Source organism: Deinococcus terrestris (assembly GCF_009377345.1).
In the GTDB taxonomy this organism is placed as follows: Bacteria; Deinococcota; Deinococci; order Deinococcales; family Deinococcaceae; genus Deinococcus; species Deinococcus terrestris.
Genome location: NZ_WBSL01000001.1, coordinates 741439 through 753911 on the forward strand (window position 1 = coordinate 741439; position 12473 = coordinate 753911).

General features: G+C 72.0%; 15 protein-coding genes. 7 read left to right on the plus strand and 8 right to left on the minus strand.

What is annotated here, in order from left to right; translation table 11 throughout:
- Position 1 precedes the first annotated feature (1 nt).
- On the plus strand, positions 2 to 688 hold the full coding sequence (locus F8S09_RS03655) for a Crp/Fnr family transcriptional regulator (protein ID WP_152868997.1): 687 nt from the start codon (positions 2 to 4) through the stop codon (positions 686 to 688).
- Between the two features lie 29 nt (positions 689 to 717).
- Positions 718 to 2274, plus strand: coding sequence for a bacillithiol biosynthesis cysteine-adding enzyme BshC (gene bshC, locus F8S09_RS03660; protein WP_322618497.1), 1557 nt, complete (start codon positions 718 to 720; stop codon positions 2272 to 2274).
- Between the two features lie 3 nt (positions 2275 to 2277).
- On the opposite strand, the gene F8S09_RS03665 is transcribed toward bshC, so the two are convergent.
- Both F8S09_RS03665 and F8S09_RS03670 read right to left on the minus strand, forming a co-directional pair.
- A complete protein-coding gene (locus tag F8S09_RS03665; RefSeq protein ID WP_152869002.1) occupies positions 2278 to 2994 on the minus strand; it encodes a hypothetical protein in 717 nt (238 codons plus the stop codon).
- A 28-nt stretch (positions 2995 to 3022) separates the two neighbouring features.
- Complete coding sequence (locus tag F8S09_RS03670; RefSeq protein WP_152869004.1) at positions 3023 to 3541, minus strand: DUF402 domain-containing protein; 519 nt, start codon at positions 3539 to 3541, stop codon at positions 3023 to 3025.
- Positions 3542 to 3701: 160 nt separating this feature from the next.
- On the opposite strand from F8S09_RS03670, the gene F8S09_RS03675 reads away from it, so the two are divergent.
- Entirely contained in the window at positions 3702 to 4589 is an 888-nt protein-coding gene (locus F8S09_RS03675) for an NAD(P)-dependent oxidoreductase (RefSeq protein ID WP_152869006.1), read from the plus strand.
- Positions 4586 to 5455: a DegV family protein gene (locus tag F8S09_RS03680; protein WP_152869008.1), complete on the plus strand. Its 870-nt coding sequence runs from the start codon at positions 4586 to 4588 to the stop codon at positions 5453 to 5455. The genes F8S09_RS03675 and F8S09_RS03680 overlap by 4 nt, the downstream gene beginning before the upstream one ends.
- A 60-nt stretch (positions 5456 to 5515) precedes the next feature.
- On the opposite strand, the gene F8S09_RS03685 is transcribed toward F8S09_RS03680, so the two are convergent.
- Complete coding sequence (locus tag F8S09_RS03685) at positions 5516 to 6268, minus strand: serine/threonine-protein kinase (RefSeq protein WP_152869009.1); 753 nt, start codon at positions 6266 to 6268, stop codon at positions 5516 to 5518.
- A gap of 56 nt (positions 6269 to 6324) precedes the next feature.
- Between F8S09_RS03685 and F8S09_RS03690 the strand changes: the two genes are divergently transcribed.
- Together F8S09_RS03690 and lepB are read left to right on the plus strand one after the other, a co-directional pair.
- Complete coding sequence (locus F8S09_RS03690; protein ID WP_152869012.1) at positions 6325 to 7122, plus strand: patatin-like phospholipase family protein; 798 nt, start codon at positions 6325 to 6327, stop codon at positions 7120 to 7122.
- Between the two features lie 118 nt (positions 7123 to 7240).
- A complete protein-coding gene (lepB, locus tag F8S09_RS03695) occupies positions 7241 to 8035 on the plus strand; it encodes a signal peptidase I (protein WP_152869014.1) in 795 nt (264 codons plus the stop codon).
- An 84-nt stretch (positions 8036 to 8119) separates the two neighbouring features.
- Here the strand turns inward: lepB and F8S09_RS03700 are convergent, their stop codons facing one another.
- The 5 genes from F8S09_RS03700 to F8S09_RS03720 are packed head-to-tail and all read right to left on the minus strand — an operon-like array spanning position 8120 to position 10620.
- On the minus strand, positions 8120 to 8440 hold the full coding sequence (locus F8S09_RS03700) for a DUF503 domain-containing protein (RefSeq protein WP_322618498.1): 321 nt from the start codon (positions 8438 to 8440) through the stop codon (positions 8120 to 8122).
- 7 nt (positions 8441 to 8447) lie between these two features.
- Positions 8448 to 8672 carry a heavy-metal-associated domain-containing protein gene (locus F8S09_RS03705; protein WP_152869016.1) on the minus strand — a complete coding sequence of 75 codons (225 nt, stop codon included), beginning with the start codon at positions 8670 to 8672 and terminating at the stop codon, positions 8448 to 8450.
- Complete coding sequence (locus F8S09_RS03710; RefSeq protein WP_152869018.1) at positions 8672 to 9178, minus strand: DUF1999 domain-containing protein; 507 nt, start codon at positions 9176 to 9178, stop codon at positions 8672 to 8674. Before F8S09_RS03710 ends, F8S09_RS03705 begins: the two co-directional genes overlap by 1 nt.
- Positions 9179 to 9190: 12 nt before the next feature.
- A complete protein-coding gene (locus F8S09_RS03715) occupies positions 9191 to 10078 on the minus strand; it encodes a ribokinase (RefSeq protein ID WP_152869020.1) in 888 nt (295 codons plus the stop codon).
- Positions 10075 to 10620, minus strand: coding sequence for a nucleoside deaminase (locus F8S09_RS03720; RefSeq protein WP_152869022.1), 546 nt, complete (start codon positions 10618 to 10620; stop codon positions 10075 to 10077). Before F8S09_RS03720 ends, F8S09_RS03715 begins: the two co-directional genes overlap by 4 nt.
- Positions 10621 to 10773: 153 nt before the next feature.
- Between F8S09_RS03720 and F8S09_RS03725 the strand changes: the two genes are divergently transcribed.
- Entirely contained in the window at positions 10774 to 12462 is a 1689-nt protein-coding gene (locus F8S09_RS03725; protein ID WP_152870060.1) for a long-chain-fatty-acid--CoA ligase, read from the plus strand.
- Positions 12463 to 12473 lie beyond the last annotated feature (11 nt).

Genomic DNA, 12473 nt, shown 5'->3' on the forward strand with positions numbered 1-12473 from the left:
CATGATGTCGGGGCCGTTCGGAGCGCTGCCGCAGGAGACGCAGGCACAGGTGGTGGCGGCGGCCAGACCCGGCCGCTGGGCACGGGGAGGCCTCCTCTTTCATCCCGAGGACGCGGCCGAGACGCTGTTCGTGCTCACGCGGGGCAGCGTGCGGCTCTACCGCCTGGGGGCCGGAGCGCGGGAGGTCACGCTGGACGTGCACGGGCCGGGCGACCTGCTAGGCACCGGGGCGCTGCTGGACGGCGCAAGCTACGGCATGTACGCCGAGGCGATGGACGACACCGAAGCGCTGCTGCTGGGCCGCGAGACGCTGGGCCGCCTGACGGCCGCGCACCCGGCGGTGGGGGTTGCCCTCACCGAGCAGGTGACCCGGCAGACCCGCAGCGTGCAGGAGCGGCTCGCCGGACTGGTCTTTATGGAGGTCTCGCAGCGGCTCGCGCAGGCCCTGCTGACCCTGGCCGAGCGCGAGGGTCCCTGGCCGGAGGGCGGCCCGCTGGCCCTGCGTGAGCGCGTATCGCACCAGGACCTTGCCCATGTGGTGGGCAGCACCCGCGAGACGATCACCAAGCTGCTGGGCGACTTCCGGGCGCGGGGACTGCTGGACCTGGGCTACCGCCGGATCATCCTGACCGACCGCGCAGGCTTGCAGGCGGCGGCCCGCGAGCCGCTGCGCGAGCGCCCCTCCTGAGCGCCACTGTAGAATCCAAAGCAGTGAACGTGACCAAGACCATCGCAGGGGCGTACCGGGCGGGCGAATTGCCCGCTTTCTTCCGTCTGGGGCCGGGCGACCTGAACCGGGCGGCTTCGGAACCCCGGCCAGACGTGGACCGGACGGCGCTGGCGGCGGCGCTGCGCGAGTATCACCGCAGCCTGGGGACGCTGGATGCCCACACCGGGGAGACGCTGGAGCGGTTGGCGCACCCCGCCTCGCGGGTGGTCGTGACCGGGCAGCAGGCGGGGCTCCTGACGGGTCCCTCGTACAGCGTCCACAAGGGCGCCGACGCCGCGCTGCTGGCGCGTCACCTGCACCGAGAGGACGCCCCGGTGGTCGCCGTGTACTGGGTCGCCAGCCAGGACCACGACGCGGCGGAGGTCGCCTCCACGACGCTGCTGGACCACGCGGAGGAACTGCACCGCCTCAGCTTGGACGTGTCAGAGGGCGTGCCCGTGGGCCGGGTGCCGTGGCGGGAGGAGTGGACAGCGGAGGTGGAGGGGCTGCTGAGCCGCTTCGACACCGCTCCGGAATACCGCGCGGCGGTGTGGGCGCGGGTAAAGCGGGCGGTGGCAGGCGGGGGCTCGTGGGCGGACGTGTTCGCCCGGCTGATCCACGGCCTGCTGGCCCCGGCAGGCGTGCTGGTCCTGGACCCCTTGCACCCGGCGCTGGCCCGGCTGATGACCCCCACCCTGGCCCGCGAACTGGAGGACCCGTTGGCGGGACCCGCCCGGATCGAGGAGGCGGCGGCGCGACTCATGGAGGCGGGCTTCGAGCCGCAGCTTCGCCGCCCGGCAGGAGCGACGAACCTCTTTGTGGAGGAAGAAGATGGGAGGCGGCGCCTGCTGAGGGTTGATGGGCGGCGATTTTCGACGGAGACGCGGGACTACCGCCGGGAGGACCTGCTGGACTTCCTCTCCGCTGACCCCTCGCGGTTGACCCCGGCGGCGGGGCTCAGGCCGGTCGTGCAGGACGCGCTGCTGCCCACCCTCGCCTTCGTGGTGGGGCCGGGCGAGATCGCGTATGGGGCGCAGCTCGGTGGGGTGTACGAGTTGCACGGGCTGCGCCAGCCTCTGCTGTGGCCCCGGCTGAGCGTGACGTGGCTGGAACCCAACGTGGCGCGGTTGCTTGAGCGGCTGGGCGCGACGGCCGCTGAGGTGCAGGCCGACCCGGAGGGCGTGCTGGGGCGGGCGCTGGCGCGGGAGCGGGGAGCGGCGGCAGCTTCCGCCGAGCGGCTCGCGGCGTTGGACGCCGAGTTGCGGGCACTGGCGGAGGAACTCGGTGCCCTGGACCCCACGCTGGTCGGCGCAGCCGAGCGCACCCGCACCCGCACGACGGCGCGGGTGGCGCACCTTCAGCGCCTCGCCGTGGGCGCCCTCGCCCGGCAGGAGGACGACCGGACGCGGCAGCTCACCCGGCTGAAGCGGCACCTGTTGCCAAACGGCGTGCCGCAGGAACGCGAGATGAACTTCCTGACCTACCTGCTCAAGCACGGGGAAGAGCCATTGCGGCTGCTGCTTGCGCTGGAGCCGGGCACGCGGGCCGAGTTGCCCATCCCCTGAGCGTCAGGGCACGCGCTGCGGCTCGGTGGTGCTCTCGCCGTAGGTCAGCCCCTCCGGCAAGACGGCGAGGGCCAGGGCTTCCAGGGCGGCCTGCCGCTGGGCGGGCATGGGCACCGTCGAGACGCGGCGCAGGAGGTCGGCTTCGGGAGCCGCGTGCTGTTCGAGATCGCGCAGCCAGGCGCGGGGTTTGACCTCCCACCAGCCCCGCGCCGCGTAGAGGGCACGAATCAGTCGACCGGCGGCATTCAGGGCGACCAGGGCGTGCATTTCGTCCCTCACCAGGCTACGGGCCTCTATCACCTCGTCCAGCAACATGTGCCGCTCAGCGGGGGTGAGCGGTCTGGGCGCCGGACCTGCCGCGTAGGTGGCCCCTGCTTCCGCCACCAGCGCGGTGAGGTCGGGGTGGGGGATGACGGGGCGACCCTGGGCAAATATGGCGACGGTCGCGTGGTCAGGCGCGGCGAACATGGCGCGGACCTTGCGGACTGGGTTGTGGAAGACCTCCACGGGCACGCCGTCCACCACGAAGCTGCCCCGCCAGCGGTGGTCGCCCCGCACCAGTGCGTGGAAGTCGAGGTCGCTGTGCTCGTCCGCCTCTCCCCGCGCCGCGCTCCCGCACCACAGGGTGGCGTAGACGCCGGGCGTGGCCGTGATGCGGGCAAGGGCGGCAGGCAGAGCGGCCTCCAGGCGGGCCTGGGCGGCGGGGTCGGCGGTGGGCATGGGGCAGGCTAGCGTCCGCCCCGCCCGGCTAGGCCGGAACCGGGTCGGGCTGCCACTCCAGCGTCACACCCCGCGTCGCCAGCCAGGCGTGCAGGTCATAGCGGGCGCGGGCGAGGCCGGAGAGCACCGTGTGCGCGGCGGTCACGGCGTCCATGCATGTCTCGGCGCTGACATACCCGGCGCGGTGGGCGGCCAGCAACTCATCGGTGTCCACGATCTCGGCGGCGATACCGTCGTGGACGAGCAGGTCGAGGTAATGGTCATGCACGCTCCAGACCTCGCCCTCGCGGGTGACGGTGGCGATGTCGAGGTAATAGTCGTGCTCGCGCGGGCCGTGGAAGTCGTAGCGGCACACCACCACTCCCAGGTCGGGCAGGAGGTGCGCCTGCCAGTGCCGGATGCGCGGGTGGGCGACGAACTCCCGCGCGACATAGAGGCCGTGCGCGTGCTCGCGGTAGACGCTGACCGGCCGCACCCCGGTGTTGGTGTGGTGCTCGCGGGTCCGCAGGTCGTGGCGCTCGATTTTGACCGGCTCGGCGGCTTGCATGGACCACCGTAACGGGTCCGGGTGAGGCGGGGCTATGAGGGGGCACCCCACCCGGACTTCATGAAGGCAGAGGTGTCCAGACAGCCTCTGGCCGGGAGTGCTTTCTGGACCCGGTTCAGGAATCCTGCCCTCCCGGCAGGCAGACCGTAGCCTGGGAACGATGAGCCGAACCACTGCATTTCTGGGCCTGGGCGCGATGGGAGCCCCGATGGCCGCCCACCTCGCCCGGCATGCCCGCGAGACCGGGGGCCGTGCCCTGGTATGGAACCGCACGGGCGCGAGGGCCGACGCGCACGCCCGCGAACACGGCAGCGAATCCGTGACCCTCCCGGATGCCGCACAGGCCGACGTGATCTTCTCCTGCCTGCCGACCAGCCGCGAGGTGGACGAGGTGCTGACCGGGCTGGAGGGCGGGCTGCGCCCCGGCACCGTCTGGGTGGACTGCACGAGCGGGCACCCCGAGGCGGCCCGGCGGCAATCGGCGCGGCTCTCGGAGCGGGGCGTCACTTTCCTCGACGCGCCCGTCAGTGGCGGCACCGCCGGGGCGCAGGCGGGGACCCTCACGGTGATGGTAGGCGGGGACGCGGCGGCGCTGGAGGGGGTCCGGGCCGACCTCGCCTTCGCGGGTAAGGTCGTCCATGTGGGGGGCGTGGGTGCGGGATTCGCGGTCAAGGCCGTGAACAACGCGCTGCTGGCGGTCAACCTGTGGGCGGCGGGCGAGGGGCTGGCGGCGCTGGCGCGGGCCGGGGTGGACGTGGCCCCCGCGCTGGAGGTCATCAACGCGAGCAGTGGCCGCAGCAACGCTTCCGAGAACCTGATCGGACAGCGGGTGCTGACGCGAGAGTTTCCAGTGACCTTTCAGCTTGGCCTGCTGGCGAAGGACGCTGGAATCGCCGCCGATGTGGTGCGGGCGGCGGGGGCGAGTGCGCCCGTGCTGATGCAGGCAGAAGCCCTCTTCCGCGCCGCCGCGACGGTGGTCGGGGCCGGGGAGGACCACACCGCCGCCCTGAGGCTGGTCGAGCAGATGAACGACAAGGAGATCCGATGACCCAGAATCCCAAGTTTGCCGTCGTCACGGACGGTGGCCTCGACGCCTTCGCCGGACTACACAACGCCGTCCCCGTCGCCCCTTTTAGCCTCAACTTCGGGGACAGGAGCTACCGCATGGGCGAGATCACGCGGGAGTGGTTGTTCCAGGAACTTCAGACCAACCCGGCGCACCCGACCTCCAGCCAGCCCACGCCGCAGGACTGGGCTTCAGCCTACCGGGCGGCGGGGGCAGGCGGCCTCCCGGTGCTGGCCCTCACCATCAGCGCGGGGCTGTCGGGCAGCCGCAACGCCGCCGAGCAGGCGCTCGCGCTGATGCCGGAGGTGCCCGTCACCATCCATGACACCCGGACCCTCAGCGCGGCGCAGGCTTTTCAGGTGCACGCGGCGGTCACGGCCGCCGAGCGGGGCGAGTCGCTGGAGACGGCGCTGAACTGGGTGCGGCGCACCCACGAGGAAACCGAGCTGTACTTCACCATCGAGACGCTGGAATACCTGCGCCGGGGCGGGCGCATCGGTCGCGTGCAGGCCACGCTGGGGGGGCTGCTGAACCTCAAGCCCGTCATCACGGTGGACAAGGAGGCCGCGATCTACACCAACGTGGGCCGGGCGCGGTCGTACAAGGGGGCCATCGAGGCCGTCGCCGCGCAGGTCACCGCCCGTCACGGCGAGGGCACCCCGCTGCGGCTCGGGCTGCTGTACGGCTCGGTGCGCGAGGACGCCGACGCGCTGCTGGAGGCCATCGCGCGGCGGCATCCGGTCGTGTGGTCAGGCTTCGCGGGGGTCAACCCGGTGCTCAACGTCCACACCGGGCCACGGGCGCTGGGGGTGGCGGCGGCGCCGGGCGGATGGGTCTGGGAGAAGTGAGTCGCCAGGGACCAGGGAGCTGAACTGTTCAGCCTGAGCCCACGCGCTCTTGCTGGCGACTCAGTACGGCAGCCCCGCCAGGCGAAGCAGCCACTCCCGCGCCTCGGCCGCGTCGCCCAGGCGGCGGGAGCGGTCGGGCTCGGTGAGGGCGGCGAGCAGCGGGTCGAGGGGGTCAGCGGCGGGGGGTGGGGGCACACCCTGGGGTCCCAGCGCCCCGTGCAGGCCCCAGCCCAGCAGGATGCCGACCCCGTAGAGGTCGCTTTCCGGCCCCAGCGGTTCGCCCCGGCGCGACTCGGGGCTCTGGAAGGCGGCGGTGCCCATGCGGGTGGGCGCGGCGAAGGTCTCCCCCGCCGGACCCGAGAGGTCGAAGTCCAGCAGGGTTGCGCTGCCGTCCGGCTCCGCGATGATGTTCTCTGGCTTCACGTCGCGGTGGACCACGCTCCGCTCGTGCAGGTGGCCCAGGGCACCCAGCAGGTGCGCCAGCGTGAGCAGGTAAGCCCGGCGATCAAAGGTGAGTGCGGGGCGGTGGGCGTAGCGGGTAAACAGCACCTGTCCACGGGCATAGGTCAGGAGCAGGGCCGGGCGGCCCTCCACGGTGACGGGGGCCAGCACCTGCACCAGCCGGGGGTGATCGAGGCCCGCCCCATGCGCCAGCTCGCGCTCGGCGTGCGCGGCGAAGTGCGGCTCGAAAATCTTGACCGCGCGGGGCTGCCCTTCGGCATCAACTGCGAAGTACACCACGCTGTGAGAGCCGCGCCCCAGGGGACGCACGAGGCGCACCCCCTCTCCCACGACCTGTCCTGCCAGCGGCATCCTGCCTCCACGGTACCTCACCCACCGCTGAACGTGCAGCCCCCTACAATCCCCCCATGCCGGGGTATGGACTGGTCTTGGGGGGCGGGGGCGCACGCGGTCTGGCGCATGTCGGCGTGTGGCGCGTGCTGGAAGAAGCCGGGCTGCCGCCGCAGGTGCTGGCGGGCACCTCGATGGGCGGGCTGGTCGCAGCCTTTATCGCGGCGGGGGTGAAGGCGGACGAGTTGCAGCGCATCTCGGAAACGGTGTCGTGGCGGCGGCTGCTCGACTGGCGTCTGGGGAGGGGACTGCTGCGGGCGTCCGCGTTCGAGGCGTGGCTGGCCGGTCACCTGCCCCCCACCTTCGAGGCGCTGGAGCGTCCGCTGGCCGTCACCGCGACAGACGTGCTGACCGGGCGCATGGTGTACCTGCGGGGCGGCGACCTGTACGCGGCGCTGCGGGCGACCACGGCCTATCCAGGGGCCATCGACCCGGTGCCGTACGGCGACATGCTGCTGGCTGACGGCGGGATTCTGAACCAGGTGCCGGTGGACGCGGCGTTTTTTCTGGGCGTGCAGCGGGTCGTGGCCGTGGATGTCACGGCCGCCGAGCCGCTGGAGCTGCCTGGGGGTCGGCGGCGCTGGCGCTCGGAGACCCATCTGGGGACGGTGCGCTCGCTGCGGCGGGCAGTGGACATCATGCAGGCGCAACTGACCGACGCCCGGCTGAGCCTCTACCGCCCGGACGTGCTGCTGCGCCCCGACCTCGGGGACATCGACCTGCCGTCCTTTCGCCGGGGAGCCGAGGCCATAGGGGCGGGCGAGGCGGCGGCGCGGGCCGAGCTGGGGCGGGTGCGGGCGCTGGTAGGGGGATAGGGGCCGCCGCCCCGGTCCCCGGTCCGCTATCCTGCGCGGCGGACGGCCGCGGCGCGGGCGCGGGGCAGGGCCTGTCAGCTTTTCCTCCGCCGTCTGCCCGCCGACCTAAAGGAGCCGCATGACAAGACTGAAAGGGGCCGGAAGCGGTCCGCTGGGCAAACTGTGGAAGGAAGTGCTGGAACCCATCGTTTTCGCGGTGGTGATCACCCAGTTTCTGGCGACGCTGGTGGGTGTCGACGGCGTGAGCATGATGCCCAACCTGCGCGACCGCGAGCGGGTCTTCGTGCCCAAATACGAGACGTGGCTGCACAAGGCGGGCGTGGGTGACTTCAGCCGGGGCGACATCTTGATTTTCAAGCCCGCGCGCGAGGCCGCCGACCGCGCCCCCGACCTCACCCGGCCCGGCCCCTTCGGCCTGTGGACCTACCGCCCCTTTCTGATCAAGCGGCTGATCGGCCTGCCGGGCGACCGCATCCGCATCGAGAACGGCGAGGTGTTCGTCAACAGCGTGCGCCTCGACCAAGGCTGGACCACCGACTACTGGCGCGAGCAGGGCTGCTGGGACACCCAGAGCCCGCTGGCGAACCAGGCGACCTCCAGCATCGGCGGGATCGTGCCTGACCGCGAGGAGATCACGGTCCCGGACGGCCACTACTTCGTGATGGGCGACAACCGCACGGCGGGCGGCAGCGAGGACTCGCGCCTCTTCGGGCCGGTGCCGCTGCGCGACATCGCGGGGCGGGCGGCGGCGGTCGTGTGGCCGGTCGTGCGCAAGCAAAACGCCACCTACGACTGCGCGGCGGGGCAGGTCGCCGAGCTGAGCGGCGACAGCGTGATGAACTGGCGCGTGCTGGACCGCCCCGAGGCCTTCGACGCGCTGAAGTCGGCGCTGGGCAATCAGGCGAAGCGCTGACGTTGATCAATGGGAACGCCGGGCCTCCCCCTCCGAGTGCCCGGCGTTCTGGTTGTTCGGTGGGCGACAGAAAGACCCCCCGACCTACTCCTCTTCCCCGTCCTCGCCGCCCAGCACGGTGATCTCGGTGTCCTCCCAGGCGACCCGGTACTCGCCCTCGCGGGCGATGAAGTCGGCGGCCATCCGCAGGGTTTCCTCGACCCAGCCGTAGTCGTTGCTGAGGGTGGCGACCCCGATCACCTCCCAGTCATGGGCGTCGAGGCCGTCGAGGCGGGCCACGGTGAGGGGGTAACGGGCCTTGAGGCGCTCGACGACCGGGCGCACCAGGGCGCGTTTTTCCTTGAGGTTGCCGACCCAGGGCATCTCCACCCGGACGGTCAGGACGCCGACGTAGCCGAGGGCCACGGGGCCTTCAGAGCATCCCGGCCAGGAACCCCTGCGAGCGCACGGCCCGCACGAGGTCCATCACGGTGTGCTGGGAGGGGTCGTAGTGGACTTCAATCTGGCCCTCGTCGGGGGTGGCCTGGGCGACGCCGGGGAGGGAACGGAGGTGCTGGGCGACGCGCTCGCCCGACTCGCGGGTCAGGCCGCGCACGCCGAGCAGCACGCGGGTGGGCTTAAGGGTCATGGCCGACATTATGCCGCGCCCCCATCCGCCCCACCCAATCGGGTGCCGGGCGCGGTCACGGCGCGGGTGCCGAGGTGACAGACCCCGTACCCGCCGACGAGGTGCGCCTCCTCCTGCCGGGCGGCGCCCTCCAGCGCGGGGGTGACCGGAAAGTGGACCTCGTACACGGCGCTGTCATAGGCGCTCTTGACGACGGCGTGCAGGAGGCCACCAGCCGCCTCTCCTGAGGCGTCCGGCGCGAGCAGCAGCGAGCGCACCAGGACGATAGGGCGGTCCCCCTGCCAGACGTGCTGGGCAAGGACAGCCCCGGCAAGGCCCGCGCCCGCGCCCTGCGCGACGAAGGAATGTTCGCTGCGCTCGTAGAACTTCAGGGCGGCGAGGCTGGTGCTCAGGCGGCCCATGCGCTCGCGCTCCGGCAGGGTATCGAAGGCGGGGTCAGCCGCGTGCTGGGCAGTGAGGTCGAGCTGGGCGAGGGCCTCGAAGTCGGCCTCGGTAAAGGTGCGGTAGCGGAGCATCGTGGGCTCAGCCTAGCGCCGGAGGGCCGCCAGAATCTCCTCCCGCGTGGGCATCGCGTCCTGCGCTCCGGGGCGGGTGCAGGTCAGGGAAGCAGCCACGCCCGCCGCCCGCAGCGCTTCGGGGAGGGGCGAGCCCGCGACGAGTTCGGCGGCCAGGACGCCCGCGAAGGTGTCGCCCGCTCCGGTGGTGTCCACCGGCGTGACGGGCAGGGCGGGGAAGGCATAAGTCTCGTCCTCAGTCACCGTCAGGCTGCCCCGCGCTCCCAGGGTCACGGTCACGGCCTGGGGTCCGGACGCGAGGAGGGCGCGGGCCTGCGCCTCCACGTCCCCCCCACTGGGGGCGAGGGCGGCCAGCTCGGCTTCATTGACGAGCAGATGGGTGACGTGGGCGAGGAGCTCAGGGTCGGGCGCCTGCGCGGGGGCCGCGTTGAGGAGCACGGCCAGGCCCGCCGCATGCCCCCGCCGCGCCGCCTCGCGGGTGACCCCGGCGGGCAGTTCGCCTTGCAGCAGCAGGTGGGTGTGGGGGGTGAGGTCGGCGGGCAGCTGCTCGGGCGTCATCCGCGCATTGGCCCCACTCGCCACCGTGATCGCGTTCTCGCCGCCCTCCGCCACCGTGATCAGGGCGAGGCCGGTAGGCGTGTCCAGCGTGTGCAGCCGGGTCAGGTCCACCCCCGCCCGCGTCAGGCCGCGCAGGGCCGCCTCGCGGAAGGGGTCGTGGCCCACCGCTCCGCACAGGGTCACCCGTGCCCCGGCCAGCGCCGCCGCGACCGCCTGATTCGCCCCCTTGCCGCCGGGCGAGACGCGCACGTCGCCGCCCAGCACCGTCTCACCGGGAGCGGGGATGTGGGGCGCCCGCACGGCCAGGTCGGCATTCACGCTGCCGACCACCAGCAGGGTCATTCCACGTCCGCCGTCTCAGCGGGGTAACGCTCCTGCCACAGCGCCCAGCCCTCGTCCGGAAAGGCGCGTTTGGCCTCGGGCGCGAAGAGGCGGGCGCCCTCGGCCTCCAGTTCGGGGTCGGGGCAGGGCAGCACCTGGGTTTCCTGCATGGCGGGATGGTCGCTCCACTTGATCAAGCGGCCCGAGCCGCCCCAGGGGTCGTCGGTGGCCCACACGACCCGGCCGACCCCCAGCAGGGCGGAAGCGCCTCCGCACATCAGGCAGGGTTCCAGACTGGTGTAGAGGGTCAGGGTCTCGGGGTCCCTCAGCTTCCCCGCCGCGAAAAAGAGGTCCATCTCGGCGTGGGCGACGCTGGCGGCCCCCACGTGCTCGGGCGTCTGGGCCTCCCCGACGCGGTTGCGGCCCCGGCCGATGATCTCGCCGCCTGCGTCCACCAGCACGGCGCCGACGGGTGAGCTGCCCGAGGCCTGCGCCTCACGCGCGAGGGCCAGGGCTTCCTGAAGGTAGGTGCGGTGGGGGGCGGTCGGGCGGCCCGGTGTCATGCGGCCCAGTGTGGCACGGCCCCCCTAGGGGAAGCGCGGGCGAAGGGGTGTGCTTATACTGAGTTCAATGACAAGTCGCCCCCACCCTGCCCGCCGCCACTCCCAGGCGGCGGGTGCGGCCCAGCGGGGGCGCGAGGAGCGTGAATGACCCCAATGGAGAGACCCTGGCTGTCCCACTACGAGGAAGGTGTGCCGCACGAGTTCACGCCGACCAACGACACGCTGCCCGACCTGCTCCGCCGGACGGCGGAACAGTACCCGGACCGCACCGCCCTGACCTTTCTGGGCGCGAAGACGACCTACCGGGTGCTGTGGCAGCAGGCCCTGAGCTTCGCGGCGGCGCTGCAAAAGATCGGGGTGCAACCCGGCGAGCGCGTCAGCCTGATGCTGCCCAACTGCCCGCAGTTCGTGGTGGGCTTTTACGGAGCGCTGTTGGCCGGGGCCACGGTGGTCAACACCAGCCCGCTGTACACCCCGCACGAATTGCAGCACCAGCTTCAGGACAGCGGCAGTGAGACGCTGATCCTGCTCGACGCCTTTTACCCGCGCTACGAGGAGATCGCCGGAACGGTCCCGGTGCAACGGGTGATCGTGACCGGGATTCAGGACGCGCTGCCCTTCCCCAAAAACGTGCTGTATCCGCTCAAGGCCCGCCGCGAGGGAACCTGGGTGGGCGTGAAGGCCGGGGGGTCGGTGTACTCCATGACGCAGCTCGTGCGGCAGGACGGCACGCCGGAGCCCGTGGTCCTGCGCCCGGACGACGTGGCCCTGCTGCAATACACGGGCGGCACGACCGGCGTCCCCAAGGGCGCGATGCTGACCCACCGCAACCTCGTGGCGAACGCCGAGCAGGCCCGCGCGTGGATGACCGACCTGAAAGACGGGCAGGAGGTCACGCTGGCCGCCATCCCCTTTTTCCACGTTTACGGGATGACGGTGGCGATGAACCTCAGCCTCTTGATCGGGGCGACCATTGTGCTGGTGCCCAATGCGCGGGACATCAAGATGGTGCTGGGCCAGATCGACGCGAGCGGGGCGACCCTCTTTCCCGGTGTGCCCACCCTGTACAACGCGATCAACCACCACCCCGACACCCCGAAGCACGACCTGACCACCATCCGCGCCTGCATCAGCGGGTCGGCGCCGCTGCTGCTGGAAACGGCGCGGCAGTTCCGGCAGATCACCGGGGGCGCCAATCTGGTGGAGGGCTACGGGCTGACCGAGGCCAGCCCCATCACGCACACCAACCCGATCTTCGGGGACCAGCGCGAGGGCAGCATCGGCCTGCCATTCCCCGGCGTGGACGCCGTGGTCATGGGCGAGGACGGCCAGCCCGTGCCGACCGGCGAGGTGGGCGAACTGTGGGTGTCCGGCCCGATGGTGATGAAGGGGTATTACAACCGCCCCGACGAGACGGCCAAGGTGCTGCGCGAGTGGCAGGGCCAGACCTGGCTGCTGACGGGCGACATGGCGGTTATGGACGACGATGGGTACTTCCGCATCGTGGACCGCAAGAAGGACCTGATTATCGCGGGAGGCTTCAACGTCTATCCGCGTGAGGTGGAGGAAGTGCTGACCATGCACCCCGCCGTGCTGGAAGCCGCCGCCGTGGGCGTGCCCGACGAGTACCGGGGCGAGAGCGTGCACGCGGTCGTGGTCCTCAAGCCGGGGCAGCAGGCGACCGAGGCCGACATCATCGCCCACTGCCGCCGCGAACTCAGCGCCTACAAGGCGCCCCGCAGCGTGGAGTTCCGCGCCGAACTCCCCAAGACGGCGGTGGGCAAGGTACTGCGCCGCCAGCTCGCGGACGAGGCGAGGGCGGCCCGGCAGCAGCCCGCCTGACCTCTCCGCCC

Coding starts and splice junctions, on each gene's coding strand:
- F8S09_RS03685 (WP_152869009.1), bottom strand. CDS start 6,268: ATGCCGCTGGCAGGACAGGTCGTGGGAGAGGGGGTGCGCCTCGTGCGT.
- F8S09_RS03665 (WP_152869002.1), bottom strand. CDS start 2,994: ATGCCCACCGCCGACCCCGCCGCCCAGGCCCGCCTGGAGGCCGCTCTG.
- F8S09_RS03705 (WP_152869016.1), bottom strand. CDS start 8,672: ATGTCGGCCATGACCCTTAAGCCCACCCGCGTGCTGCTCGGCGTGCGC.
- F8S09_RS03715 (WP_152869020.1), bottom strand. CDS start 10,078: ATGACCCTGCTGGTGGTCGGCAGCGTGAATGCCGACCTGGCCGTGCGG.
- F8S09_RS03725 (WP_152870060.1), top strand. CDS start 10,774: ATGGAGAGACCCTGGCTGTCCCACTACGAGGAAGGTGTGCCGCACGAG.
- F8S09_RS03680 (WP_152869008.1), top strand. CDS start 4,586: ATGACCCAGAATCCCAAGTTTGCCGTCGTCACGGACGGTGGCCTCGAC.
- F8S09_RS03710 (WP_152869018.1), bottom strand. CDS start 9,178: ATGCTCCGCTACCGCACCTTTACCGAGGCCGACTTCGAGGCCCTCGCC.
- lepB (WP_152869014.1), top strand. CDS start 7,241: ATGACAAGACTGAAAGGGGCCGGAAGCGGTCCGCTGGGCAAACTGTGG.
- F8S09_RS03675 (WP_152869006.1), top strand. CDS start 3,702: ATGAGCCGAACCACTGCATTTCTGGGCCTGGGCGCGATGGGAGCCCCG.
- F8S09_RS03720 (WP_152869022.1), bottom strand. CDS start 10,620: ATGACACCGGGCCGCCCGACCGCCCCCCACCGCACCTACCTTCAGGAA.
- F8S09_RS03670 (WP_152869004.1), bottom strand. CDS start 3,541: ATGCAAGCCGCCGAGCCGGTCAAAATCGAGCGCCACGACCTGCGGACC.
- F8S09_RS03690 (WP_152869012.1), top strand. CDS start 6,325: ATGCCGGGGTATGGACTGGTCTTGGGGGGCGGGGGCGCACGCGGTCTG.
- F8S09_RS03655 (WP_152868997.1), top strand. CDS start 2: ATGATGTCGGGGCCGTTCGGAGCGCTGCCGCAGGAGACGCAGGCACAG.